The sequence below is a fragment of the Streptomyces sp. NPDC044002 genome, from assembly GCF_056434525.1.
Window position 1 is genome coordinate 140,410 of the sequence record NZ_JBWKEZ010000010.1, and the last position, 23,463, is coordinate 163,872.

The window sequence follows — 23,463 nt, forward strand, 5'->3', positions numbered from 1 at the left end:
CTCTCAGTGGCAGGGGAAGCCGAGCAGGTGACGGCCGTCGTGCACCCACTCGTGGACGCCCTCGCCGGAGAACACGGCGGTGGCGCCCTGCTCCGCGCCGACGAAGTACAGGGCCACGAGCATCAGCAGGCCGACGAACAGCGCCCAGGGCAGCACGGCCTTGACGGGCAGCGGCGCGGACGGCGAGAGGGCGGGGGCGGGTACGGCAGCGGAAGCGAGGGCCTCGGCCATGGTGGAACCTCCTCGGGGAACAACGCGTCCCATGTGGTGGTGCGGTACGACGGTCCTCGGGTCTGACTCGCCGCGCCGCCACCCCGGGGAGGGGAGCCGACGCAGCACACAGTGGCGCGACCATGCCGGATTCACACCGGACTTCCGTCTCGCCGTCGTCGCTATGTCTTTATGTCGCCGTGACGCTACAACCCCGCGGGCCTTCCCACCAAGCGGATGAGTCGCTGATCACACGGGGTGCCCGGAGGGCGGGACGGCGCGCGGGGCCGCGGTCAGCTCCGCTCGGGGGTGACCGGGTACGGGACGAAGGTGCTGCTGTTCTCGTCGACGGCGAGGGCCCGGCCGAGGGGCGGCACCGCCCGCTGGGGGCAGTCGAGGCGTTCGCAGAGGCGGCAGCCCATGCCGATCGGGGTGTCCGCGGAGGCGTCGGCGAGGTCCAGGCCGTCGGAGTAGACGAGCCGGGACGCGTGCCGGACCTCGCAGCCGAGGCCGATGGCGAAGGTCTTGCCGGGCTCGCCCCAGCCGCCGCGGTGGCGGGTGACGGCGCGGGCGGTCCACAGGTACCGCTGCCCGTCCGGCATCGCCGCGACCTGGACGTGGATGCGGCCGGGAGCGGCGAAGGCCTCGTAGACGTTCCACAGCGGGCAGGTGCCGCCGGCCCGGGAGAAGTGGAAGCCGGTGGCGGACTGCCGCTTGGACAGGTTCCCCGCCCGGTCCACCCGGACGAAGGAGAACGGGACCCCGCGCAGCCGCGGCCGCTGGAGGGTGCTGAGGCGGTGGCAGACGGTCTCGTGGCCGAGGCCGAAGCGGCCGGTGAGCCGCTCGATGTCGTACCGGTACTCCTCGGCGGCCGCGTGGAAGGCGCCGTACGGCAGGACGAGCGCGGCGGCGAAGTAGTTGGCGATGCCGATCCGGGCCAGGCCGTGTGCGGGGGAGCCCTGCTCGAAGTCCTCGGAGGCCAGCCGGTCCAGTTCCTCCCCCTGTTCCAGCAGGGCGAGCTGGGTGGCCATCCGGAACGCCTGCTGGCCGGGCCGCAGCCGGCCGGACAGGTGCAGCACCCGGGCCCGCCGGTCGAAGTGGTGCAGCCGGTCGGTGGCGTCGGACAGGCGGACCCCGTGCCGGCCGGAAAGGCGCTCCGCGAGCACGCGTACGACCTCCCCGGGACGGACGCCGATCTCCCGCGCGAGCGCTTCGGCGGCGAGGTCGGTGTCGTGCAGGTAGTTCTGGCGGCGGTAGAAGAACTCGCGGACCTCCTCGTGCGGTGAGCGAGGAGCGCCGGCCCCGTCGCCCTCCCGGCCGCCCGCGGTCTCCGCGAGCCGCTCGGCCAGGAGCTGGCCGCGCCGGCCGAGGTCCAGCAGGACGGAGGCGACCCCCGGCATCCGGGTGGCCAGCTCAGCCAGTTCCGACGGCGAGACGCGGGCGTCGGCGACCTCGGCGGCGAGCGCCTCGCGGAGGTCGGCGACGAGACGGCTCGTGTCGCGCTCGGAGAAGAATCCGGGATCGACGCCGAAGGCCTCGGTCAGACGCAGCAGGACCGGCACGGTGAGCGGCCGGGAGTCGTGCTCCATCTGGTTCAGGTAGCTGGGCGAGATGGCCAGTACGCGCGCCAGTCCGGCCTGGGTCATGCGGCGCTCCTCGCGCAGCCTCCGCAGCCGCGCCCCCGCGTACGTCCTGCCCACCCCAGCCCCTTTCGACCGGGTCCCAGAGTACGCGGGAATCCGCCGTCGTGGACCTTCGCAACCTTGGCAAATGAGTGGGGAAAGATGCGCAGAACTTGGCAGATGCACCCAGTTGATGGCACTGCGTGCCGCTGACAGAGTCGGTCCTGCGGCCCGCCGGACCCCGGCGGCCGAGGCGGCTGATTCGGGCACGATTCATGCCTTGACGTCGGAGATCCCGACCGTCCGCCCCGGCCGGCCTGCATCATTGCTCAGCTCCGCGATCAGGCGGGGCCGGCGGCCGCGACCCTCGTTCAAGGCACCCAGTGCCGATGGTGGAAGCGACTCATGGAGACGGTGGCGGTCATGGCAGACACGAACACGACGGCGGCGGCCGAGCAGCTGGCGCGGCGGTGGGCCACGGACCCGCGGTGGGCGGGCATCGAACGCACCTACACCGCCGAGGACGTCGTCCGGCTGTCGGGCAGCATCAGGGAGGAGCACACCCTGGCCCGGCGCGGCGCCGAGCGGCTGTGGCGGCAACTGCACGAGCTGGACTACGTCCACGCCCTCGGCGCGCTCACCGGCGGCCAGGCCGTCCAGCAGGTGCGCGCGGGCCTCCAGGCGATCTACCTGTCCGGCTGGCAGGTGGCCGCCGACGCCAACCAGGCCGGGCACACCTACCCCGACCAGTCGCTCTACCCGGTCAACTCCGTTCCGCAGGTGGTCCGCCGGATCAACAACGCCCTGCTGCGCGCCGACCAGATCGCCACCGCCGAGGGCGGCGCCGACACGACCGACTGGCTCGCCCCGATCGTCGCCGACGCCGAGGCCGGCTTCGGCGGCCCGCTCAACGCCTTCGAGCTCACCAAGGCGATGATCGCGGCCGGTGCGGCCGGCATCCACTACGAGGACCAGCTCGCCTCCGAGAAGAAGTGCGGCCACCTCGGCGGCAAGGTCCTCGTCCCCACCTCCCAGCACGTCCGCACCCTCAACGCCGCCCGCCTCGCCGCCGACATCGCCGACACCCCGACCCTGATCATCGCCCGCACGGACGCCCTGGCCGCCAACCTGCTGACCAGCGACGTCGACGAGCGCGACGCGCGGTTCTGCACGGGGGAGCGCACGGCGGAGGGCTTCTACCGCGTGCGGAACGGCATGGCTCCCGTCATCGCCCGAGGCCTGGCCTACGCCCCGTACGCCGACCTCATCTGGGTCGAGACCGGTACGCCCGACCTGGCCCAGGCCCGCGAGTTCGCCGAGGCGGTCCACGCGCAGCACCCGGACCAGATGCTCGCGTACAACTGCTCGCCCTCCTTCAACTGGAAGGCCGCGCTGGACGACGACCAGATCGCCAAGTTCCAGCGCGAACTCGGCGCCATGGGTTACAAGTTCCAGTTCATCACCCTGGCCGGCTTCCACTCCCTCAACCACGGCATGTTCGACCTCGCCCGCGGCTACGCCGAGCACGGCATGACCGCCTACGTCGACCTCCAGGAGCGCGAGTTCGCCGCCCAGAAGCACGGCTTCACCGCCGTCAGGCACCAGCGCGAGGTCGGCACCGGCTACTTCGACCTGGTCTCCACGGCCGTCAACCCCACCTCCTCCACCACCGCCCTCACCGGCTCCACCGAGGAGGAACAGTTCCGGGACCACTGAGGGACCCGGTGCGCGGCCGGGCTGAGGGGCCCGGCGGCGTGTGGTCGGGGGGGGGGGGGGGGGGGGGGGGGGGGGGGTGGGGGGGGGGGGGGGGGGGGGGTCCCCCCCCCCCCCCCCCCGCCGTTCTCCGCGTCCTGACCGCCTGCGGTACGGGAACCGGGGGGCCGTGGCGTCCGACTGCCTTCCCGGACGCCACACACACGAGCTGGAGCACCGAATGAACCGAAGGAACCTCCTCAGGGCGACGACCGCGCTCGGCGCCACGGGTGCCGTCACAGGACTGACCGGAACCGGAGCCGGAGCGGCAGCGGCGGCGGCCGCCCCGGCAGCCGCTCCCGCCGGGCGGCCCGCGCAGGGGAACGGTCCCCTGCGCGTGCACGTCGTCATGTTCGACGGGGTGGAGGAACTCGACTTCGCCGCCCCGTACGAGGTCTTCTCCGCGGCCCGCTTCTTCACCGACCGGGCCGTCGAGGTCCGCTACGTCACCGCCTCCCGCCCCGCAACCGTCCAGGCGGCGTACGGCACCCGGGTCCGCGTCGACCACGGCTGGGCCCCGGACGAGGCCGACGTGATCGTTGTACCGGGCGGCGGCTACGCCCGCCGCGAGGACCCCGGCGTCTGGGCCGAGATCCGCCGGGGCACCCTCCCGCGCGCGCTGGGCGCGGCCCCCCGCGCCGGACTGACGGTCGGTGCCCTGTGCACGGGCGTCATGCTGCTCTCCGCCGCGGGACTCACCCGCGGGCGGCCCTGCACCACCCACCACAAGGCACGGCCGGACCTCGAACAGCAGGGCGGCGTGCTGAAGAACGCGCGTGTCGTCGACGACGGGGACCTGGTCACCGCGGGGGGCATCACCTCGGGGCTGGAACTCGCCCTGTGGCTCGTACGCCGTGAACTCGGCCCGGACACGGCGAACGCCGTCGAGGCCATGCTCGAGTACGAGGCCCGCGGCACCGTGTGGTCCCGGTAGCACCCGCTCCCGCACGCGGACAGGGGACTGCGCGGACCGTCGGCTCGGCGGTCCGCACAGCCCCGCGGGCAGTCACCCGTCAGCAGTCGTCGCCGTACCCTCCGCCCCAGTCGTCATCGTCGTCGTACCAGCCGCCGTGGTCGTCGTCGTCGTCCCAACCGCCGCCGGTCACGTAGGTGACCGAGTGGGTGGGCACCGCCGCCGAGGCCGTACCCGCTGCTCCGATGGCGGCGCCGCCCGCCATCAGGACTCCGATCGCGGACGCCGCGAAGAGCTGCTTGACTCTCAGTGCACGCATGGTTCGAACCCTTCATCGTCACTGCGCCGCCCGTGCGGCGCGAAACGCCTTCGGCCTCCTTCCGGTCCAGCACGGAGTTCTGCCTTCTGCCTTTGCGAGATGGATGTGCGGAGGGTGCGTCCGCCGTCAACGCGGCTGTTCGAGCCGCGGACCCATGGGGGCTGGACCGCACTGTCTCCGGGCCGTTCGGATCACCGCGGGCGAAAAGCCCGTTCCCGCGATGGCGGCCGTCTCCTGACCATGCTAGTCACCTCCGTGTGGGTCGTCACCTCGGGAACGGGGGCAACCGCGCGCGTCACCGGCCGGACGGGCCGCCGCCGTGCGGTATACGTCTCCTCGGGCCCGCCGGAAATCCCGCGAAGGCGAAGGGGTGTGGTGCTGCTGTGGCTGCTGCCGAGGAACGCACGACGTGCTGTGTGGTGGGGGGCGGGCCGGCCGGCATGGTGCTGGCGCTGCTGCTGGCCCGGGCCGGGGTGGAGGTGACGGTGCTGGAGAAGCACGGGGACTTCCTGCGCGACTTCCGCGGCGACACCGTGCACCCCTCGACCCTCTCGCTGCTGGACGACATCGGCCTCGCGGAACGCTTCGCCCGGCTGCCGCAGCGCCGGGTCTCCTCGGTCCAACTGCCCCTCGGGCAGGACCGGTCCCTGGTCACCGTGGGCAACATCGCGGCACTGCCCGGGAAGTACAACTACATCGCGATGGTGCCCCAGTGGGACCTGCTCGACCTGCTCGCCGACGAAGCCCGCAAGGAACCCTCCTTCCGGCTGCGCATGGACACCGGCGCGACCTCCTTCCTCATCGAACGCGGCCGGGTCGCGGGCGTCCGCTACCGCACCGCCGACGGCCGCACCGGCGAACTGCGGGCCACCCTCACCGTGGCCTGCGACGGCCGGGGCTCGCTCGCCCGGGCCCTGCCGGAACTCGGCCTGGAGGGCTTCCCCTGCCCCATGGACGCCTGGTGGTTCCGCCTGCCGCGCGACGAGGACGACCCCAGCGGGCTCGTCGGCGCCCTGGGCGACCGGTTCTTCACCGCCCTCATCGACCGCGGCGACTACTGGCAGTGCGCGGCCCTCATCCCCAAGGGCACGGACACCGCACGCCGCGCGGAGGGGCTGGAGCGCTTCATGACCCGCTTCACGGACGCCGCGCCGTGGCTGGCCGACCGGGCCGGCGCCGTCACCTCCTGGGACGAGGTCAAACTGCTCGACGTACGGCTCGACCGGCTGCGCCGCTGGCACCGCCCCGGGCTGCTGTGCATCGGCGACGCCGCCCACGCCATGTCGCCCGTCTTCGGCATCGGCATCAACCTGGCCGTCCAGGACGCGGTGGCCGCCGCCCGCCACCTGGTGCGGCCGCTGCGCGCGGGCACGGTGGGGCTGCACGACGTCCGCCGCGTACAACTGCGCCGCTGGCCCACCACGGTGATGACCCAGGGCCTCCAACGCCTGGCCCACGCCCAGGTCATCGAACCCCTCCTGGCCGGCGAGACCGCCTTCGGCGACCCCCGCCGTGCGAAGCGCTTGACGGAGCTGGTCACGGAGTCCCGCTGGCTGAACCGCGTCCCGGCCTACTTCATCGGCTACGGCGCCCTGCGCGAACGGCCCCCGCGGGAGTCCCTGCGCTGACGGGGGCCCGGCCGCGGGTGTCAGGCCGTGCGCAGGAGCGTGGCGGCCGCCTCGGCCTCCCGTACGACGCGCCGGGTGTCGACGTCGACCAGCCGCCCGCCGAGCTTGAGCGCGCGCCCGTCCACGAACACGGCTTCCACGTTCTCGGGCCGCCCGTTGAAGACGATCTGCCCGACCCAGTCGAAGCGCGGGGCGAAGTTCAGCGCGGCCGGGTCGACGACCACGACGTCGGCCCGTTTGCCGGGGGTCAGGGAGCCCACCCGGTCCGCGACGCCGAGCACCTCGGCGCCGCCCAGGGTGGCCATCCGCAGCACGTCGGGCACCTGCGGGAAGACCCCCGCCCGGGTCGTGCGGACGCGCTGGAGTCCGACGGCGGCCTTCATCAGCGCGTGGAAGTCGGAACTGTCGTTGGTTCCGCCGTCCAGGCCGAGTCCGACCTTGACGCCCCTGCCCGCCAGGTCGGACAGCCGCATGATGCCGGAGGCCAGCCGCATGTTGCTGAGCGGGCAGTGGGCCGCGCGTACGTCGTGCTCGGCGACGGCGGCGATCTCCGCGTCCGTCAGGTGGACGGCGTGGTTGATCAGCAGCCGCGGGCCCATCGCGCCGATGTCGGTGAGCACCCCGACGGGGTCGTCGGCGCGCTGCTCGGGCCGTTCCAGGACATGGGAGTTGAGCATCACCCCCAGCTCCTGGGCGGCCTCCCAGTGGGCCCGGTTGTGGGACTCGGCGGCCCGCGCCGCGTGCGTGGCGACCTGGAAGGACGCCAGCGGCACCGGGTCGACGAGCTCCCGCTTCACCTTCGTGAGCAGGACCCCGTCCGGTGCCGGCGGGTACATGGCGTACGTGAACCGCAGCCCGGTGCCGGCCAGCGCCCGTACGTAGCTCTCGATGAGGTCGTACGAGAAGATGTCCACCCAGTCGACCACCGTCGTCACGCCCGAGTGGACGGCGTCCAGGGCGGCGAGCCGCACGATGCTGTGGAGGGCCGCCGGGGTCAGGCGGCCGCGCTGGGGGTCGGTACACCCCCGGAACCACCCGAACAGGTCCCGGTCGGTACACCCGCCCCGGATCGCCGCCTGCCAGAGGTGGTTGTGGGTGTCGACGAACCCGGGCATCACCAGCCTGCCCGGGACCTCCACCACCCAGGTGCCGGGCGGTGTCCGCAGCGCCGGGCCGACGGCGGCGACGGCGCCGTCCCGCATCAGCACGTCCGCGTTCGCGACGGCGCCGAGGGGGCCGCTGCCGAGGGCGGGGTCCATGGTGAGCACCAGGGAGGCCCCGCGGAGCAGGACCGTACGGCCGCCCTGGACGGCGGGCCGGGAGGGCTGGTCGCGGGGTGTGCGGCGGGGTGCGGCGCCGAGGACGAGCGGGGCCGCTGCGGCCAGGCCGAGGCCGGCGAGGAGGTCGCGGCGGCTGGGGGCCGAGGGCTTCGTGGGGGCTGAATGCATGGCGTGGTGCCTCCCGAGGGCTCAGAACGGAAGGCCCGCCCGGGCGGGGTGCTGGATCGGGACGCTGGGACGGGGCGACACCGGGACGGGGCGCCGGGCCGGGGCGGGAGATTACCCGCAGCATTCCCGCCGCACGGGCATTCGATAGGCGCCGGTGGAAAACTTTTTCCACCGCACGGTCCCCGGGGAGGACCGGGACCCGGGCCCGGGGGAGGAGCGGGATCCGGCCCCCGGGAGGACCGGGATCCGGGCCCGGGGGAGGACCGGGATCCGGCCCCCGGGAGGACCGCGCCCCGGACCCCGGCCGCGCCTCTGGGCCCGCGGCGGGCCCGGTCACTAGCCTGACCCCATGACTCCCGCCGCCCGCCCCGCCCCCGACCGGTACACCGTCGTCCTGCGCCCCGGCCCGCCCGGCGCCGCCCAGGACGCCAAGGGCCACGGCGCGGTCCTGCGCACCGCCCGGGTCGAGGCCACCGGCGCCACCGGGGTCTCCGGCTACCCCCGCTACGAGGGCGAAGGGATCCAGGCCGAGATCGACCCCGAGACCCGGGCCGTCGAGGCCGTCACCGTCGACGGCGAGGAACTCCCGTACGGCTGGATCGCCCAACTGGCCGACTGAACCCCGCGGCGAAGCCGTCCGGAAGGGCGCCGCGCGGTCCGTCCGCGGCGGCTTGACCGATCGACCTGCGGCAACGTAGCTTCTGCCGGACCGGCTCGTGAGTTGACGGAAGGAGGCGAAGTCGGATGTCGACCCTCTCCGCAACGCTTCGCCTCGCTCACCAGGTCGCCTGGGCTCCGGGCCGCGTAGCACACGGCTGCTGAACAGCCCCTCCCCACCGGCGTGCCCCATTGCGGCCCCGGCTCCTTTTTCGATTCTCTGTCACCGCCTGAGGCGCGCCGTCGCGCGCTCATGTGCGCTCTCCGGGTTCTCCGGCCGCGCCACCGAAACAGAAGGCTCCTGAAAAATGGCGACTAGGACGATCAGCTCCACCGCGCACCGAAGCGAGGACCGGCCGTGGTAGCGGCGGCACGGATCACCGTCAACGGGAAAGAAACCCCGATCGCGCCCGCGACGCCCCACACCACGGTGCTCGACTTCCTGCGCGAGCGCGGCCTCACCGGCACCAAGGAGGGCTGCGCCGAAGGCGAATGCGGCGCCTGCTCCGTCCTCGTGGCCCGGCCCGGCGTCGACAAGCCCACCGACTGGGTGGCGGTCAACGCCTGCCTGGTCCCGGTCGCGGCGCTCGACGGGCAGGAGGTCGTCACCTCCGAAGGCCTCGCCACCCCCGGCGCCCCCGGCACCCCGCCCACGCTGCACCCCGTCCAGGAGGAGATGGCGGTCCGCGGCGGCTCCCAATGCGGCTACTGCACACCGGGGTTCATCTGCAGCATGGCCGCCGAGTACTACCGGCCCGGCCGCTGCGCCCACCCGGAACCGGCCGCCGAAGCCGACCCCGAGCACGGCCCGAACGGCTTCGACCTGCACTCGCTCAGCGGCAACCTGTGCCGCTGTACCGGCTACCGGCCCATCCGCGACGCCGCGTACGCCGTCGGCACCCCCGCCGGGGACGACCCGCTCGCCCTGCGCCGCGAACAGTCCCCGCCCGCCCCGGCCGCCACCGAATACGCCCTGGACGACAGCGAGTTCCTGCGCCCCGGCACCCTCGCCGAGACCCTGCGGCTGCTGCGCGACCGGCCCGACGCGGTCGTCGTCGCCGGCAGCACCGACTGGGGCGTCGAGGTCAACATCCGCGCCCGCCGCGCCGGCTGCGTCGTCGCCGTCGACCGGCTCCCCGAACTCCGCGAACTGCGCGTCGAAGCCGACTCCGTCGTCATCGGCGCGGCCCAGACCCTCACCGAGATCGAACGCCGCCTCGACGGCACCGTCCCCCTGCTCGCGGAACTCTTCCCGCAGTTCGCCTCCCGCCTCATCCGCAACAGCGCCACCCTCGGCGGCAACCTGGGCACCGGCTCGCCCATCGGCGACAGCCCGCCGGTACTGCTCGCGCTGGAGGCGTCGGTGCTCCTCGCCGACGCCGACGGCGAGCGGGAGGTCCCCCTCGCCGACTACTTCACCGGCTACCGGCAGAGCGTCCGCCGGCCTGGCGAGCTGATCCGCGCGGTGCGCGTCCCGCTGCCCCTGTCACCCGTCACCGCCTTCCACAAGATCGCCAAGCGGCGCTTCGACGACATCTCCAGCGTCGCCGTCGCCTTCGCCCTCGACATCGAGGACGGCGTCGTCCGCAAGGCGCGCATCGGCCTGGGCGGCGTGGCCGCCACCCCGATCCGCGCCCTCGCCACCGAGGCGGCCCTGGAGGGCCGGCCCTGGACGGCGGAGACCGCCGAGGCCGCCGCCGGGATCCTGCGGGCCCAGGGCACCCCGATGGACGACCACCGCGCCAGCGCCGAGTACCGCTCCGCGATGCTCGGCCAGAGCCTGCTGAAGCTGTACGCACAGACCACCGAGGCGGTGCCGTCATGAGCCAACTGTCCGAACGCCCCGAGAAGCCCGCGGTCGGCCTCCCGCTGCCGCACGAGAGCGCGGCCCTGCACGTCACCGGCGCCGCGCTCTACACCGACGACCTGGTCCACCGCACCAAGGACGTCCTGCACGCCCACCCGGTCCAGGTCATGAAGGCCCGCGGTCGGATCACCGCCCTGCGCACCGGACCCGCCCTCGCCGTCCCCGGCGTGGTCCGCGTGCTCACCGGCGCCGACGTGCCCGGCGTCAACGACGCCGGCATGAAGCACGACGAACCGCTCTTCCCCGACGAGGTCCAGTTCCACGGCCACGCCGTGGCCTGGGTGCTCGGCGAGACCCTGGAAGCGGCCCGGCTCGGCGCCGCGGCCGTCGAGGTGGAACTCGACGAACAGCCCTCCGTGGTCACCCTGGAGGAGGCCATCGCCGCCGGCAGCTTCCACGGCGCCCGGCCGGAGATGCTGACCGGCGACGTCGAAGCGGGCTTCGCCGACTCCGCCCACGTCTTCACCGGCGAGTTCCGCTTCTCCGACCAGGAGCACTTCTACCTGGAGACCCACGCCGCACTCGCCCATGTCGACGAGGCCGAGCAGGTGTTCGTCCAGAGCAGCACCCAGCACCCCTCGGAGACGCAGGAGATCGTCGCCCACGTACTCGGCCTGCACAGCCACGAAGTCACCGTGCAGTGCCTGCGGATGGGCGGCGGCTTCGGCGGCAAGGAGATGCAGCCCCACGGGTTCGCGGCCGTCGCCGCCCTCGGCGCCAAGCTGACCGGCAGGCCGGTGCGGCTGCGCCTCAACCGGACCCAGGACCTGACCATGTCGGGCAAGCGCCACGGCTTCCACGCCGAGTGGAAGATCGGCTTCGACGCCGAGGGCCGCATCCAGGCCCTGGACGCCACCCTGACCGCCGACGGCGGCTGGAGCCTGGACCTCTCCGAACCGGTCGTGGCCCGCGCGCTCTGCCACATCGACAACACCTACTGGATCCCCAACGCGCACGTCCGCGGCCGCATCGCGAAGACCAACAAGGTCTCCAACACCGCCTTCCGCGGCTTCGGCGGCCCCCAGGGCATGCTCGTGATCGAGGACATCATGGGCCGCTGCGCCCCGCTCCTCGGCCTCGACCCCAGGGAACTGCGCGAACGGAACTTCTACCGGCCAGGCCAGTCCACCCCCTACGGGCAGCAGGTCAGGCAGCCCGAACGGATCTCCGCCGTCTGGGAGCAGGTCAAGGAGAACGGTCGCCTCGCCGACCGCGAACGCGAGATCGCTACCTTCAACGCCGCCCACCCGCACACCAAGCGGGCCCTCGCGCTGACCGGCGTCAAGTTCGGCATCTCCTTCAACCTCACCGCCTTCAACCAGGGCGGCGCACTGGTGCTGATCTACAAGGACGGCTCGGTCCTGATCAACCACGGCGGCACCGAGATGGGCCAGGGCCTGCACACCAAGATGATCCAGGTGGCCGCGACCTCCCTCGGCATCCCGCTGCACAAGGTGCGCCTCGCGCCGACGCGGACCGACAAGGTGCCCAACAGCTCCGCCACCGCGGCCAGCGCCGGCGCCGACCTCAACGGCGCGGCCGTGAAGAACGCCTGCGAGCAGCTGCGCGCACGGCTCCTCCAGGTCGCCGCCACCCAGCTGGGCGCGAACGCCTCCGACGTCCGCATCGTCGACGGCGTCGCGCGCGTCGTCGGCGGGGACAAGGAGCTGGCCTGGGACGACCTGGTGCGCACCGCGTACTTCCAGCGGGTCCAGCTGTCGGCGGCCGGCTTCTACCGGACCGAGGGCCTGCACTGGGACGCGAAGTCCTTCCGGGGCTCCCCGTTCAAGTACTTCTCCCACGGCGCCGCGGCGGCCGAGGTGGAGGTGGACGGCTTCACCGGCGCGTACCGCATCCGGCGGGTGGACATCGTGCACGACGTCGGCGACAGCCTGTCCCCGATGATCGACATCGGCCAGGTCGAGGGCGGCTTCGTCCAGGGCGCGGGCTGGCTGACCCTGGAGGACATGCGCTGGGACACCGGTGACGGGCCCGCCCGCGGCCGGCTGCTGACCCAGGCGGCCAGCACCTACAAGCTGCCGAGCTTCTCGGAGATGCCCGAGGAGTTCAACGTGACCCTGCTGGAGAACGCCACCGAGGAGGGCGCGGTCTACGGCTCCAAGGCGGTCGGCGAGCCCCCGCTGATGCTGGCCTTCTCGGTGCGGGAGGCGCTGCGGCAGGCCGCGGCGGCGTTCGGGCCCGCCGGTGCCAGTGTGGAACTCGCCTCGCCCGCGACGCCGGAGGCGGTGTACTGGGCGGTCGAGTCCGCCCGCCGCGGCGGCGCGCGCGGCGTCAGCGGGACCCCCGCCGACGCGAGCGTCTTGAGCAATGTCTGACATGACCTGGGTGGCTGCGGTCGCGCGGTTGCGGGCCCGCCGGGAACCCGGCGCGCTCGTGACCGTCGCGGCCGTGCGCGGCCACGCACCCCGCAGGGCCGGCGCCAAACTCGTCGTGGGACGGACCGCGACCTGGGGCTCGATCGGCGGCGGCAACATCGAGGCCGTCGCGATCGACCGGGCCCGCGAGGTGATCGGCACGCCGGATCCGGAGCCCGAGCTGATGGACTTCGCCCTCAACGACAAGGTCACCGGCCCGCACGGCGTCCAGTGCTGCGGCGGGGCGGTCAGCGTCCTGCTCGAACCGCTGCCGGTGGTACCGGCGGTGGCGGTCTTCGGCGTCGGGCACGTCGGCATGGAGCTGGCGCGGATCCTGGCCCGCCACGACCTCGACCTGCACCTCGTCGACACCCGCCCCGACCAGCTCACGGACGAGCGGCTCTCGGTGCTCGCGGACGCGGTGGCACAGGTCCACGTGCACCACGTCCCGCTGTTGCCGGAGGAGGTGCTCGGGGAGCTGGCGCCCGGCACGCACGTCCTGATCATGACGCACGACCACGCGGAGGACGCCGCCCTGTGCGACGCCGCCCTGCGCACCCCCGGTCTCGGCTCGATCGGGCTGATCGGCTCGGCCGCCAAGTGGGCGCGTTTCCGCAGCCGCCTGGCGGTCGAGGGCGGCCACGACGCGGCCGCCATCGACCGGATCAAGACCCCGATCGGGATGACCGAGATCACCGGCAAGGAGCCGGCGGTCATCGCGGTCGGCGTCGCGGCGGACCTGCTCCGGACCTTCGAACGGGACGGCGGCTGAGTCAGCCCGGCGCGAAGCGGTCAGCCTGGCTCGAAGCGGTCCCGGAGCCAGGCGAGCAGGGCCGCGAAGGCGGGGGACATGGCGGCGTCCGACTGTTCGAGGACCGTCGAGCGGCCGCCGTCCTCCACCGTGATGGTGTAGCCCTTCGCGTCCCTGGCGCGGCCGGAATCCTCCGGCGGGGGCGCCGCCACGGCCGCGGCCACCAGCCGTTCCAGCTCGGCCGCGGCGTCCTCGGGCAGGGCGGCCGAGTCCAGCACATCGGCGGGCCGGCGCAGGCCCGCGGCCGCCGCCAGCCCGCCGTACGACTCCAGGGTGACCTTCATCGTCACCTGGAGCCCTTCACCTTGAGGGTGGCCACTTCCTTGGCCAGCCCCGTCACCTTGTCGCTGAGCGTGGCGATCTGCCTGGTCAAGGCCGCCAGATCGGCCTCACGGCCCGCGCCGCCGTGCCCGTTGACCGCGAACGACCGCGGCTGGGTGAGCCCCGGCGGGACTCCGGTGATCTGGATCTCCACCTCGTGCCAGCCCGCCACCACGGCCGCCTGCTCGGGGCTGCCGACGCCGAACAGCCTGCCGGCCTGCTGGAAGGTCATGTCCGCGAAGTCCTGGAACTTGTCCCGGGGGCGGGAGGCCCTGAGCGCCTCGTACCACAGCCTGCCGCTGTGCTCCCAGCCGAAGCCGCCGATCCCCATGGCCGTCGCGTAGAACGCCTTGTTCGGAATGCCGGAGTTGTAGTGCACTCCGCCGTTGTCCCCTCTCGGGGTGTCGGGCAGGTGGACGAACCTGCTCATCCGGTCCGGCTGCGGGTCCTTCCCGACGAGCGGGTTGTCGTACGCCGTTCCCGGGGCCTTCATGGACCGCAGGGCGTCGCCCGCGATACCGGGGGTCCACACGTCGGCGCCGATCAGCCAGTCGGCCTCCTCCACCGTCTGCTTCATCGACCACTGCTTGACCAGCGAGCCGAAGACGTCGGAGAGCGACTCGTTCAGGGCCCCGGACTGGTTGTGGTACTCGAAGTTCGAGGTGTGCTCGGTGACCCCGTGCGCCAGCTCGTGGCCGACCACGTCGAGGGACCCGGTGAGGTTGCTGAACTCGACCCCGTCCCCGTCGCCGAAGAGCATCTCACTGCCGTCCCAGAACGCGTTGTTGATCCTCACGCCGTAGTGGACGAACCCGTTGAGGCGCATCCCGTGGTCGTCGATCGAATTGCGCTGGTACACCTCCTTGTAGAAGTCCCGGGTCAGGCCGAGCGCGTCGAACGCCCGGTTCACGGCCTCGTCCGAGGACTCCGGTCCGTCCTCCGACCTGGCCACGACCGCGTCGGAGAGGTCTTCGCTGTGCTCGCAGTCGAAGACGGTACGCCGGGAGTTGCCGGGCGCGGCGGACAGGCCGGAGAGACCCCGGCGGACGGACCGCTCGCCCCGCAGGCGAGCGGTGGTCAGCAGAGTGTCCAACGCCGCCTGTCGGACCTCGCCGTCCCCGTTCTCCATGAGCTTTTCGAGGATGTACGGCGGGATGATGCAGTTGATCGGTCGGGTCCTGCTCATGGGGCACCTCCTGAGTGAGAGGACCAACGGTTGACTGTTCATCGTCTTCGCCGCAGGATTTGAGATACCGGAACGCACAGGGGCCCCTTGACTTCCAACTGGCCAGGGGTGGTCGAAGCGTTGGCGCCGACCAGCCCTGATTCCCGCGGCGGGGCCACGCTGACAACACCAGTCTCCTGCCGCCCGTAGCGGCTGGCAAACGCGGCGAACCGCCGGCTCAGCCCGCCGCCGGTGCCGTGACGTCGGGACGGGGGAGCGTGGCCTCGCCCCCGGCGCGTACGGCCAGCAGCACGGCGTCGTGCAGGGCGCGGCTGGCCTCCTCGCTCGGGCAGGGGGCGGGACTGCCCGCCAGGGTGAGCCACTCCGTCGCGCCGCTGTGCTGGACGGCGACGTGGGCGAGGCGGTCGGCCTCGGTCCAGGTGGTGTGGACGTCGAGCTCGCCGGTCAGCAGCACCGACTCGGCGGTCCGCACGCCGCCGCGTCCGGCGAAGACGCCGCGGGTGGTCCATGATGCCCAGGTCATCAGGCCTCCAGGAGCCGTCCCGTACCGCTACGGGACCTAGGTGGGTTCGGGCTGGCGTGATACCCGGCCTGAATGGGATATATGCATGCATATCACCCCATTTTTACAACGGGGGCCGCGCGGGCCCGGCTACTCCGGCGACCGCTCCACCACCCGGCGGGCGGCCTCGTGCTCGGCGGCCGGCGGCGACAGCTCGTCCAGAGTGTCGAGGTCGGTGTCCTGCTCCAGCTCCCGCTCCCACTCGGCGGCGAGCCGCTCCTGCTCCGCGCGCGGCAGCCCGCCCACGGCCTCCCGGTGGGCCGGGTCGAGAGCGGCCAGGAAGCGTTCCACCACGTCCGAGGACATCCCGTACTCCTTGTCACTGGGGGAGGGCCCGGTACGCGACGGCCCGGGCCCAGCATGCGCGGCCCGGACCGCCGCCCCGGGCAGGCGCGGCCCGCAACTGCCCCGAACGGCGCCGCCATCCCCGCCCAGCCCGCCCCTACGGCAGGCCCACGAGCCCCCAGCCGCGCCGGGCCGCCCCGGCGGTCACGTCGCCCCACTCGCCGAGCAGCGCCGTGAACTCCTCGAACACCTGCGGACGACGCGCCCAGCCGACGCACTCGGCGGCGAACGCCCCGCGCAGCGCCTCCAGCCGGGAGCCCACCCGCCCCCAGGCGGCGGCCCGCTCCGCCACCGCCCAGGGCGGGCTGACCAGCAGGACCCCCGACCGGCCGCCGGGGAGCGGCGGGAACACCCCGTCGCCGCCGCCCAGCGCAGGATCCCGCGCCTCGTCCGCACCCCACAGCAGACCGCCGAGGAAGACGTCCAGGTCCTCGCGCACCGACGGGTCGACCAGCGGGCGCATGTCGGCCCACCCCCGGCCCGCGTCGGAATGGAAGCTCTCGGCCCCGGAGGTGCCGAAGAACCAGTACTCGGCGCACCAGGCCGGCTCCGGCCCCGGCGGCCAGTGCCACCCGGAGGGCAGGTCCTCCCAGCGGGAGCCGTCCTCCTCCGGGTCCCGCGGCCAGACCGCGTCCCCGAGCGCGCGGGCCTGCTCCCCGACGGGGAGGGCGGCCAGCCGTGCCCAGTCCGCCATGAACAGCGTGAGGTCCAGTCCCATGCGCCGCAGCATAGGCAGGACCGTGCCCCCGCCCCGCACGGTTTTCCGGCCGCTCAGCCGTCGGCGCCCGCCGGGGCGAGGACCACGAAGTCGGCGTTCCAGGGGTCGAGGCAGACGGCGAGCCGGCCGATGCCCTCCACGTCCTCCGGGCCCGTCTGCGTCGTGCCGCCGTGCGCGGTGACCGCCGCCACCGCCGCGTCGCAGTCGGCGACGGCGAACACCGGGTGCCAGTACGGGCGTCCCCGCGTGAGCGCGAGGTGCTCCCCGTCGAGGTGCATCAGGCCGCCGTGCATCCGCTCCTCCGGGAGGCCCGCCGGGGTGATGAGCGCGTACGCGCCCGCGCCGCCCGGCAGCTCCATGTCGCTGAAGCGCCAGCCGAGGACGCCGCCGTAGAACTCCCGCGCGGCCGCGGCGTCGCTCGTGAACAGCTCGGTCCAGCACAGCGACCCCGGCTCGTCCACCAGCTCGGCGCCCCGGTCCGTGCCCGGCTCCCAGACGGCGAACTGGCCGCCCTGGGGGTCGCTGAACTGCGCCATCCGGCCCGCGTCGTCCAACGTCATCGGAGCCACCCGGACGGTGCCGCCCGCGGCCTCCACGGCCCGGGCGGCGGCGTCCGCGTCGGTGACGCTGTAGTAGATCATCCAGGCCGAGCGGGCGCCCCGCTCGGTGAGCCTGCCGAGTCCGGCGACGGCCTTCCCGTCCCTGCGGAACACCCCGCCCTCCATGCCGCCCATGGACGCGTACGACCACCCGAACACGGCGCAGTAGAAGGCCGCGGCCGAGGGGACGTCGGGGGTGCCGAGGTCGAGCCAGCAGGGGGAGCCGGGGACGTAGTCGGTGGTGATCATGTTGCCGGCCTTTCACGGGTCCGCTGGGTGCCCAGCCTGGCACCGGACCCCGCCCCCCGCCCGTCGGCCGTCAGGCCCCCGCGCGGGCGGCGTACGCGCGGACGTCCGCGTTGGCGTCGGCCGTGGCGGAGGCCGGCGCGGCCCCGGCCCGCACCACGCCGGGTCGCCGAGCGCCGCCCCTCCCAGCAGCGGCGCCGGCCGGCGGGAGCAGGCTCACCCGCCGGCCGGCACCCGGCCCGAACCGGACTCCGTCAACTCGCGCGTGCGCTCGGCGCGTTCGGCGAGCAGCCGGCGGAAGCCCGGCGTCGCGTACCGGTCGGCGGTGGCCGACGCGGGGCCGGGCAGGCCTGCGGTCCGGGCCATCAGCTCCCGGGGCTGCGGCTGCCAGCCGACGACCAGGACCCGCAGGCCCCGGTCCTCCGCACGCCGGTGCAGGTCCAGGAGGTGCAGCAGGCCGCCCGCGGTCATGACCGGGACCCCGTGCAGATCGACCATGAGGACCCGCTCGCCGGGGGTGACGTGCTCCAGCGCCTGCCGCAGGACCCGGCCCGACTCCTCGTCGAGCTCTCCGCCGACGCTGACCAGGACGGTGGTGCCGCGGTACTCGACGTCCGTGGTGATCAATACGTTCCCCTTTCCATCACCCGCGCGGACGACGGGCCCGCGGGGCCCCATCCTGGCGTGGCGCCGGGCCGAGCGGGTAAGAGGCTCGCTGACGTCGGGGCCGCGTTTTGTCAGGTTTCGCTCAGGACGGGCAGGGCGGCGGCGCGGCCCCGGAGGCGGCCGGCTCCGACGGACGGCCGGACGGCCGCCAGGGTCGTGGTGCCCCGGCCGCGGACCGAGTCGAGGAAGCCGTCATGCAGGCGCCTGCTGGCGTACCCGTTCGGGCACGGGACGGGACTTCCCGCCACTGTCTGCCAGGGGGAGTCACCGCCCTCGCGGACGGTCACGTACGCGAGACCGTCGGACCAGTCGGTGCGGACCTCCAGCACCCCCGTCAGCACGCCCGCTCCCGTCGTCCGTACGCCGCCCCCTCCAGCGACGACCGATCGGGTCGTCCACGAAGCCCAGCCCATGGCGCTCGCCTTCCTTCCGCCGCGGCCCGCCGCACCTCGGCCCGATGCCGTCACCGGCCCGGTGACTCCGGGTGAGGGCAGTGCGCTGCCGCTCGGTCGGCGCGTTCCCCCGCCGCCGCGGCACAAACCTCACGGCGCCGCGGGCGTGGGGCGGGGCGCGCACCCGGCCCGGTCAGAACCGGTCGCGGTGGGCGGCCAGCCAGGTGGCGAAGTTCTGGAGGGCCGGGTTGATGCGGCGGACGGCGTCCAGGTCGCGGGCGCCGGTGAAGGAGGCCTCGCAGTCCGCGTAGAACTGGAACATGTTGCCGGCCTCGTCGGCGCCGGGGAAGCCGAGCGCCCGGAACGCGTCCGGGGTCAGGGGCCGGTAGTGGACCGGCCGGCCCAGGGACCCGGTCATGGCCGCGGCCATGTCCGCGAGCCGCAGGTGTTCGCCGGCGATGCTGATGGTGGCGGCGACGTAGTCCGCGCCGCCCTTGAAGATCGCGTGCGCGGTCTTGCCGATGTCCTCGACGGCGATGCCGGCGAGCCGCTTCTCGCCCATCGGGAAGATCAGCTCCAGGCTGCCGTCTTCCGCCTCCCGCGGCGCGAAGGCGCCCAGCAGGTTCTCCCAGTAGAACGCGGACCGCAGGAAGGTGACGGGCACGCCCGCGTCGAGGAAGTACTGGTCCGCCTCCGCCTTGCCGTCGAAGTGCGGCACCTTGTACTGCCCCTGGAGCGTCGGCATCCGGTCGTCGTCGACCGGAATGCAGTGGCGGGTGTCCTCCAGCGTGGACCAGATCGCGTGCTGCACGCCCGCGTGCCCGGCCGCCCGGGCGAGGGCCGCCGCCTGCCGCTTCTCGTGCGCGGCGTCCATGTCCGCCCAGAAGTCGGTCACCAGGTACGCCCCGTACGCCCCTTCGAGCGCCGGCCCCAGGCTCGCCTCGTCGTCCAGGTCGGCCGCCACCACCTCCGCCCCGAGCCGCTCCAGCTCCCGCGCCCGGTCCGAGCCGGGGTCGCGCGTCACGGCGCGCACGGCGAAGTCGCCGCCCCGGTCCTCCAGGACGGACCGGGCCAGGGAGCCCCCCTGCTGCCCGGTCGCGCCGAACACCGTGATCGTCCGCTTCCCGGTCATCGCCGGTCACCCACTCCCGCACGCGTTCCGCGCCCCCGCGGGGGCGTTCGTGCTGCGAAACCTACGGGTGGCGGGCCGGAGCGGCCGACGCCACACGCCGGGCCCGCCCGGATGGCCGTAAAGCGGCGCAGAGCCCCGCGAAGACCGGACCAGCCGCCGCGGGCAGCGCGCCCACGACGCCCCTCGGGAAGGTCAGCCGGTGAAGGAGCCGTGCCGGCCCGCCCCGGACGCGAAGCGCGCCGCGCCGGCGCCGGTCTCGCCCGCCTCCAGCGGGACCATGCCGTGCCGCAGCTCGGCCGCCAGCGCCTCGGACTCGGGCAGGCCGTGCTGCTCCCGTACGGACAGCCGGTCGTGGCGCAGGCACAGCTGGGGGAACGCGGCGATCTCCCGGGCCAGTTCCTCCGCCGCCTCCCGGGCCCGCCCCGGCGGTACGAGGCGGTTGGCCAGGCCCATCGCGAAGGCCTCGGCGGCGGGTACCGGACGGCCCGTCAGGATCAGGTCCATCGCCCGGCTCTCGCCGATCAGCCGCGGCAGCCGGACCGTGCCGCCGTCGATGAGCGGCACCCCCCACCGGCGGCAGAACACCCCGAAGACCGCGTCCTCCTCGGCCACGCGCAGGTCGCACCACAGGGCGAGTTCCAGACCGCCGGCCACGGCGTGCCCGGCGACGGCCGCGATGACCGGCTTGGTCAGCCGCAGCCGCGTCGGCCCCATCGGGCCGTCGCCGTCGGGCTCCACCCGGTTCCCGCGGCCGGTGCCGACGGCCTTGAGGTCGGCGCCCGAGCAGAACGTCCCGCCCTCGCCCCACAGCACCGCGACGGAGGCCCCCTCGTCGGCCTCGAACGCCCGGAACGCGTCGGCCAGCAGGGCGGCGGTCGGTCCGTCCACGGCGTTGCGGGCGCCGGGCCGCGACAGCACCACGGTCGTCACGGGCCCGTCGCGTTCGACACGGACGGCGGGGGCGGCAGGGGGGTTCGTCATGGCGGCATTCTCACGCGGCCGGAGGCCCCGGGGCCAGAGGGTATGAAGCCAATGGTGCTACTGTCATTGGCACCATGCTGCTGAGACTGAACACCGCGGACGGCCGGCCGCTGCACGAACAGGTGGCCGGTGCGATCCGGCGCGCCATCGCCGACGGCGAGTGCGGCCCCGGGGACCGCCTGCCCTCCGCGCGGGACCTCTCCCTGGCGATGGGGGTCAACACCAACACGGTCCTGCGCGGCCTGCGGGCCCTGCGTGACGAGGGCGTGCTGGAGTTCAGGCGGGGGCGGGGCGTGACCGTGGCCGCGGGGGCGGACCGGCGGTCGGCACTGCTCGACCGCGTGCGCGAACTCGTCGCCGAGGCGGCGCAGTCGGGGTACAGCAGGTCCGATCTCGTCGAAATGATCAGGGGGTTGCCGTGAAGGGCGTGAAGGGCGTGGCGGGCGTGTTCGACGCGAAGGGCGCGAAGGGCGTGGCGGGCGCGCGGGGAAGGGGCGGGCGGGGCGGTCCGGGTCCGTGGTCCGCCGCGATCTGGGTGGCGGGGCCGTCCGCCGTGCTCGTCGCACTGCCCTGGGCCGCGAGCGGCCGGCTGCCGGAGCGGCTCGCGACCCACTGGAGCGGGGGTTCCGCCGGTCCGGACGGCTCGATGCCGCTGTGGGCCGCCGCCCTGTTCCCGGCGCTCGTCTGGGCGGTCCTCGCGCTGCTGACCGTCACCCTCGCACGGCCCCGCGGGGGTGCGGCGGTCTACGTCGCGCTGCCGGCCGGAGCCGTCTTCCTCGTCGGCGCCCAGGCCGGCATCGTCCGGGCCAACCTGGACCGCGCCGACTGGCACCAGGCGGGGTCGGCGAACCTCGTGCTCGCCGTGACGGTCGTGGTGGCGGCCGTCGCGGGACTGGCCGGCCGGCTGGCGACCCGGCGCCGACCCGCCCCGGCGGCCCGGCCTGCGGACGCCGTGCCGGGCATGGAGATACCGGCCGGCGAGACCCTCGTATGGCTCTCCCGCACGGCGAACCCCTGGCTCCTGGGCCTCGCGGCCCTGACCGGCGCCGGCGCGCTCGCCGCCGCGCTGCCCGCCGTGGCGGGCCTGACCGCACCGCCCTGGGCGCTCCTGGCACCCCTGGCGATCGCGTCCGTCACCGTCCTGGCCTGCTCCTCCGTACGGGCGCGCGTCAGCGAGCGCGGCCTCGAAGTGGCCTTCGGTCCGCTGGGCCTGCCGGTCCGCCGCTGGCGTGCCGAGGACATCGAGTCGGCGCGCGCCGAGCACCGGACCCCCGCGCAGGTGGGCGGCTGGGGGTACCGGCTCAGCGGCAAGGGGACGACGGTGATGCTCCGGGCGGGCGAATGCCTGGTCATCCACCCCCGCCGGGGCGCCGACTTCGCCGTCAGTGTCGGGGACGCCGAGCGCGGCGCCGCCCTGCTGAACTCCCTGATCGCGCGCAGCGCCCCCTGAGGGGCCGGCTCACTGGCCGACCCGGCCGTCCACGCACTCGCGCAGCAGGTCGGCGTGGCCGCAGTGGCGGGCGTACTCCTCGATCCGGTGCACCATCAGCTCCCGCACCGCGATGCCGTCCTTGCCCACGCGCGCGCCCAGGTCCGGGAACGCGGCCAGCGCGGCGTCCATCGCGGCCTGCTCCCGCTCCAGGTCGGCGTACGAGGCGTCCACGACGGCCCGGTCGGCGACCGCCCCGTCGAAGTCCCCGTCCCGCACGCCGTACAGCTTCGGCAGCGGCTCGCCCTCGATGATCCAGTTCCGCCAGTCCCGCTCCACCTCGGCGAGGTGCCGCACGAGCCCGAGCAGCGACATCGTGGACGGCGGCACCGACCGCCGGGCCAGCTGCCCGGGATCCAGCCCCTCGCACTTCATCCGCAGGGTCAGGCGGTAGTCCGTCAGGAACTCCAGCAGCGTGGCGAGTTCACCGTCCGGACCGCCGCCCTCCCGGTTGCGGGGGTCGTCGTCCGGGTCCGCCCACATGTCGGGGTACACGGTCGCCCCGGTCCACCGCGCAGGTTGATCACTCATGCGGACCATGGTCACGCACGCCCTCACGCGCCTGCCACCGGGTTACCGGCGGGTGAGCCGCGTCTCACCGGAGCTCCGGCACTTGTCTATGCAACGAGTTGCATAAGAGGATCGGGGGCATGGCGCTCGACCACGCGATCCTCGTCTCCCTGCTGGAGATGCCCGGCTCCGGATACGAACTGGCCCGCCGGTTCGACCGGTCCATCGGCTACTTCTGGACCGCCACCCACCAGCAGATCTACCGCGTCCTGGGCCGCATGGAGCGCGACGGGCTGCTCACCGCCCGCGCGGTGGCGCAGCAGGGTCGGCCGGACAAGAAGGAGTACTCCGTCGCCGGGCCCGGCCGCGCGGCGCTCTCGCGCTGGCTGCACGAGCCGATCGAGCCCGAGAGCATGCGCCACGACCTCGCCGTCAAGATCCGCGGGGCCGCCTTCGACGACCCGGCCGCGCTGATCCGCGAGGTCGAACGGCACCACCGGGTCCACGGTGAACGGCTCGCCCACTACCTCGCCGGCGAGCTGCGCGACTTCACCGGCCCCGAGGCCCCCGCCCCGCTCGACGCCGGGCAGGAGCTCCAGCACGCCGTACTGCGCGGCGGCATCGCGTACGAGCGGATGACGATCGCCTGGCTGGACGACGTCCTCGCCACCCTCCACCGCCTCGGCGCGACACCACCCCCGTCCGCCTGAAACA

The 23,463-nt window shown here is 74.0% G+C and carries 25 protein-coding genes; 10 read left to right on the forward strand and 15 right to left on the reverse strand.

What is annotated here, in order from left to right; all coding sequences use genetic code 11:
• Positions 1 to 3 precede the first annotated feature (3 nt).
• The gene (locus AC07A6_RS10830) at positions 4 to 231 is read right to left on the reverse strand and encodes a CbtB domain-containing protein (protein ID WP_362470186.1); all 228 of its coding nucleotides are present in this window, start codon (positions 229 to 231) and stop codon (positions 4 to 6) included.
• Positions 232 to 503: 272 nt separating this feature from the next.
• Positions 504 to 1,910 (reverse strand): short-chain fatty acyl-CoA regulator family protein, encoded by a 1,407-nt coding sequence (locus tag AC07A6_RS10835; protein ID WP_478776876.1) that lies wholly within the window; start codon positions 1,908 to 1,910, stop codon positions 504 to 506.
• A 345-nt stretch (positions 1,911 to 2,255) separates the two neighbouring features.
• Between AC07A6_RS10835 and aceA the strand changes: the two genes are divergently transcribed.
• Positions 2,256 to 3,548 (forward strand): isocitrate lyase, encoded by a 1,293-nt coding sequence (gene aceA, locus AC07A6_RS10840; RefSeq protein WP_478776877.1) that lies wholly within the window; start codon positions 2,256 to 2,258, stop codon positions 3,546 to 3,548.
• 217 nt (positions 3,549 to 3,765) lie between these two features.
• Positions 3,766 to 4,518 carry a DJ-1/PfpI family protein gene (locus AC07A6_RS10845; RefSeq protein WP_362469720.1) on the forward strand — a complete coding sequence of 251 codons (753 nt, stop codon included), beginning with the start codon at positions 3,766 to 3,768 and terminating at the stop codon, positions 4,516 to 4,518.
• Between the two features lie 79 nt (positions 4,519 to 4,597).
• Here AC07A6_RS10845 and AC07A6_RS10850 read toward each other — a convergent pair whose 3' ends face one another.
• Entirely contained in the window at positions 4,598 to 4,816 is a 219-nt protein-coding gene (locus AC07A6_RS10850; protein ID WP_362469723.1) for a hypothetical protein, read from the reverse strand.
• 383 nt (positions 4,817 to 5,199) lie between these two features.
• On the opposite strand from AC07A6_RS10850, the gene AC07A6_RS10855 reads away from it, so the two are divergent.
• Positions 5,200 to 6,444 (forward strand): FAD-dependent oxidoreductase, encoded by a 1,245-nt coding sequence (locus AC07A6_RS10855; RefSeq protein WP_478776878.1) that lies wholly within the window; start codon positions 5,200 to 5,202, stop codon positions 6,442 to 6,444.
• Positions 6,445 to 6,464: 20 nt separating this feature from the next.
• Here AC07A6_RS10855 and AC07A6_RS10860 read toward each other — a convergent pair whose 3' ends face one another.
• Entirely contained in the window at positions 6,465 to 7,892 is a 1,428-nt protein-coding gene (locus tag AC07A6_RS10860) for an amidohydrolase family protein (protein WP_478776879.1), read from the reverse strand.
• 349 nt (positions 7,893 to 8,241) lie between these two features.
• Here AC07A6_RS10860 and AC07A6_RS10865 point away from each other — a divergent pair, with 349 nt between their 5' ends.
• The 4 genes from AC07A6_RS10865 (at position 8,242) to xdhC (ending at position 13,563) form a co-directional block, all read left to right on the forward strand.
• Complete coding sequence (locus AC07A6_RS10865; protein WP_478776880.1) at positions 8,242 to 8,511, forward strand: hypothetical protein; 270 nt, start codon at positions 8,242 to 8,244, stop codon at positions 8,509 to 8,511.
• A gap of 396 nt (positions 8,512 to 8,907) precedes the next feature.
• A complete protein-coding gene (locus AC07A6_RS10870) occupies positions 8,908 to 10,374 on the forward strand; it encodes a xanthine dehydrogenase small subunit (RefSeq protein ID WP_478776881.1) in 1,467 nt (488 codons plus the stop codon).
• Complete coding sequence (xdhB, locus tag AC07A6_RS10875) at positions 10,371 to 12,752, forward strand: xanthine dehydrogenase molybdopterin binding subunit (protein ID WP_478776882.1); 2,382 nt, start codon at positions 10,371 to 10,373, stop codon at positions 12,750 to 12,752. The genes AC07A6_RS10870 and xdhB overlap by 4 nt, the downstream gene beginning before the upstream one ends.
• Before the next feature lies 1 nt (position 12,753).
• Positions 12,754 to 13,563: a xanthine dehydrogenase accessory protein XdhC gene (gene xdhC / locus AC07A6_RS10880; RefSeq protein WP_362469803.1), complete on the forward strand. Its 810-nt coding sequence runs from the start codon at positions 12,754 to 12,756 to the stop codon at positions 13,561 to 13,563.
• Between the two features lie 20 nt (positions 13,564 to 13,583).
• On the opposite strand, the gene AC07A6_RS10885 is transcribed toward xdhC, so the two are convergent.
• The 10 genes from AC07A6_RS10885 to AC07A6_RS10930 all read right to left on the reverse strand — a co-directional run bounded on the left by AC07A6_RS10885 (position 13,584) and on the right by AC07A6_RS10930 (position 20,750).
• Positions 13,584 to 13,886: a protealysin inhibitor emfourin gene (locus AC07A6_RS10885; protein ID WP_478776904.1), complete on the reverse strand. Its 303-nt coding sequence runs from the start codon at positions 13,884 to 13,886 to the stop codon at positions 13,584 to 13,586.
• A gap of 2 nt (positions 13,887 to 13,888) precedes the next feature.
• Positions 13,889 to 15,109: a M4 family metallopeptidase gene (locus AC07A6_RS10890; protein ID WP_478776883.1), complete on the reverse strand. Its 1,221-nt coding sequence runs from the start codon at positions 15,107 to 15,109 to the stop codon at positions 13,889 to 13,891.
• Between the two features lie 217 nt (positions 15,110 to 15,326).
• Entirely contained in the window at positions 15,327 to 15,632 is a 306-nt protein-coding gene (locus AC07A6_RS10895) for a hypothetical protein (RefSeq protein WP_362469743.1), read from the reverse strand.
• A 129-nt stretch (positions 15,633 to 15,761) separates the two neighbouring features.
• Positions 15,762 to 15,977 (reverse strand): hypothetical protein, encoded by a 216-nt coding sequence (locus AC07A6_RS10900; protein ID WP_362469746.1) that lies wholly within the window; start codon positions 15,975 to 15,977, stop codon positions 15,762 to 15,764.
• Between the two features lie 136 nt (positions 15,978 to 16,113).
• Positions 16,114 to 16,734 (reverse strand): hypothetical protein, encoded by a 621-nt coding sequence (locus AC07A6_RS10905; protein WP_478776884.1) that lies wholly within the window; start codon positions 16,732 to 16,734, stop codon positions 16,114 to 16,116.
• A gap of 53 nt (positions 16,735 to 16,787) precedes the next feature.
• Positions 16,788 to 17,582: a VOC family protein gene (locus AC07A6_RS10910; RefSeq protein WP_478776885.1), complete on the reverse strand. Its 795-nt coding sequence runs from the start codon at positions 17,580 to 17,582 to the stop codon at positions 16,788 to 16,790.
• Positions 17,583 to 17,795: 213 nt separating this feature from the next.
• Positions 17,796 to 18,206, reverse strand: a complete 411-nt coding sequence (locus tag AC07A6_RS10915) for an STAS domain-containing protein (RefSeq protein ID WP_478776886.1) — start codon at positions 18,204 to 18,206, stop codon at positions 17,796 to 17,798.
• A gap of 110 nt (positions 18,207 to 18,316) precedes the next feature.
• A complete protein-coding gene (locus AC07A6_RS10920; protein ID WP_478776887.1) occupies positions 18,317 to 18,658 on the reverse strand; it encodes a hypothetical protein in 342 nt (113 codons plus the stop codon).
• A 172-nt stretch (positions 18,659 to 18,830) separates the two neighbouring features.
• A complete protein-coding gene (locus AC07A6_RS10925; RefSeq protein WP_478776888.1) occupies positions 18,831 to 19,769 on the reverse strand; it encodes an NmrA/HSCARG family protein in 939 nt (312 codons plus the stop codon).
• A gap of 192 nt (positions 19,770 to 19,961) precedes the next feature.
• The gene (locus AC07A6_RS10930) at positions 19,962 to 20,750 is read right to left on the reverse strand and encodes a crotonase/enoyl-CoA hydratase family protein (protein ID WP_478776889.1); all 789 of its coding nucleotides are present in this window, start codon (positions 20,748 to 20,750) and stop codon (positions 19,962 to 19,964) included.
• Positions 20,751 to 20,824: 74 nt separating this feature from the next.
• Here AC07A6_RS10930 and AC07A6_RS10935 point away from each other — a divergent pair, with 74 nt between their 5' ends.
• Both AC07A6_RS10935 and AC07A6_RS10940 read left to right on the forward strand, forming a co-directional pair.
• A complete protein-coding gene (locus AC07A6_RS10935) occupies positions 20,825 to 21,172 on the forward strand; it encodes a GntR family transcriptional regulator (protein WP_478776890.1) in 348 nt (115 codons plus the stop codon).
• On the forward strand, positions 21,169 to 22,200 hold the full coding sequence (locus AC07A6_RS10940) for an SdpI family protein (protein WP_478776891.1): 1,032 nt from the start codon (positions 21,169 to 21,171) through the stop codon (positions 22,198 to 22,200). Before AC07A6_RS10935 ends, AC07A6_RS10940 begins: the two co-directional genes overlap by 4 nt.
• Positions 22,201 to 22,209: 9 nt before the next feature.
• Here the strand turns inward: AC07A6_RS10940 and AC07A6_RS10945 are convergent, their stop codons facing one another.
• On the reverse strand, positions 22,210 to 22,779 hold the full coding sequence (locus AC07A6_RS10945) for a DinB family protein (protein WP_478776905.1): 570 nt from the start codon (positions 22,777 to 22,779) through the stop codon (positions 22,210 to 22,212).
• A gap of 110 nt (positions 22,780 to 22,889) precedes the next feature.
• On the opposite strand from AC07A6_RS10945, the gene AC07A6_RS10950 reads away from it, so the two are divergent.
• Positions 22,890 to 23,459, forward strand: a complete 570-nt coding sequence (locus AC07A6_RS10950) for a PadR family transcriptional regulator (protein ID WP_362469772.1) — start codon at positions 22,890 to 22,892, stop codon at positions 23,457 to 23,459.
• Positions 23,460 to 23,463: the final 4 nt, after the last annotated feature.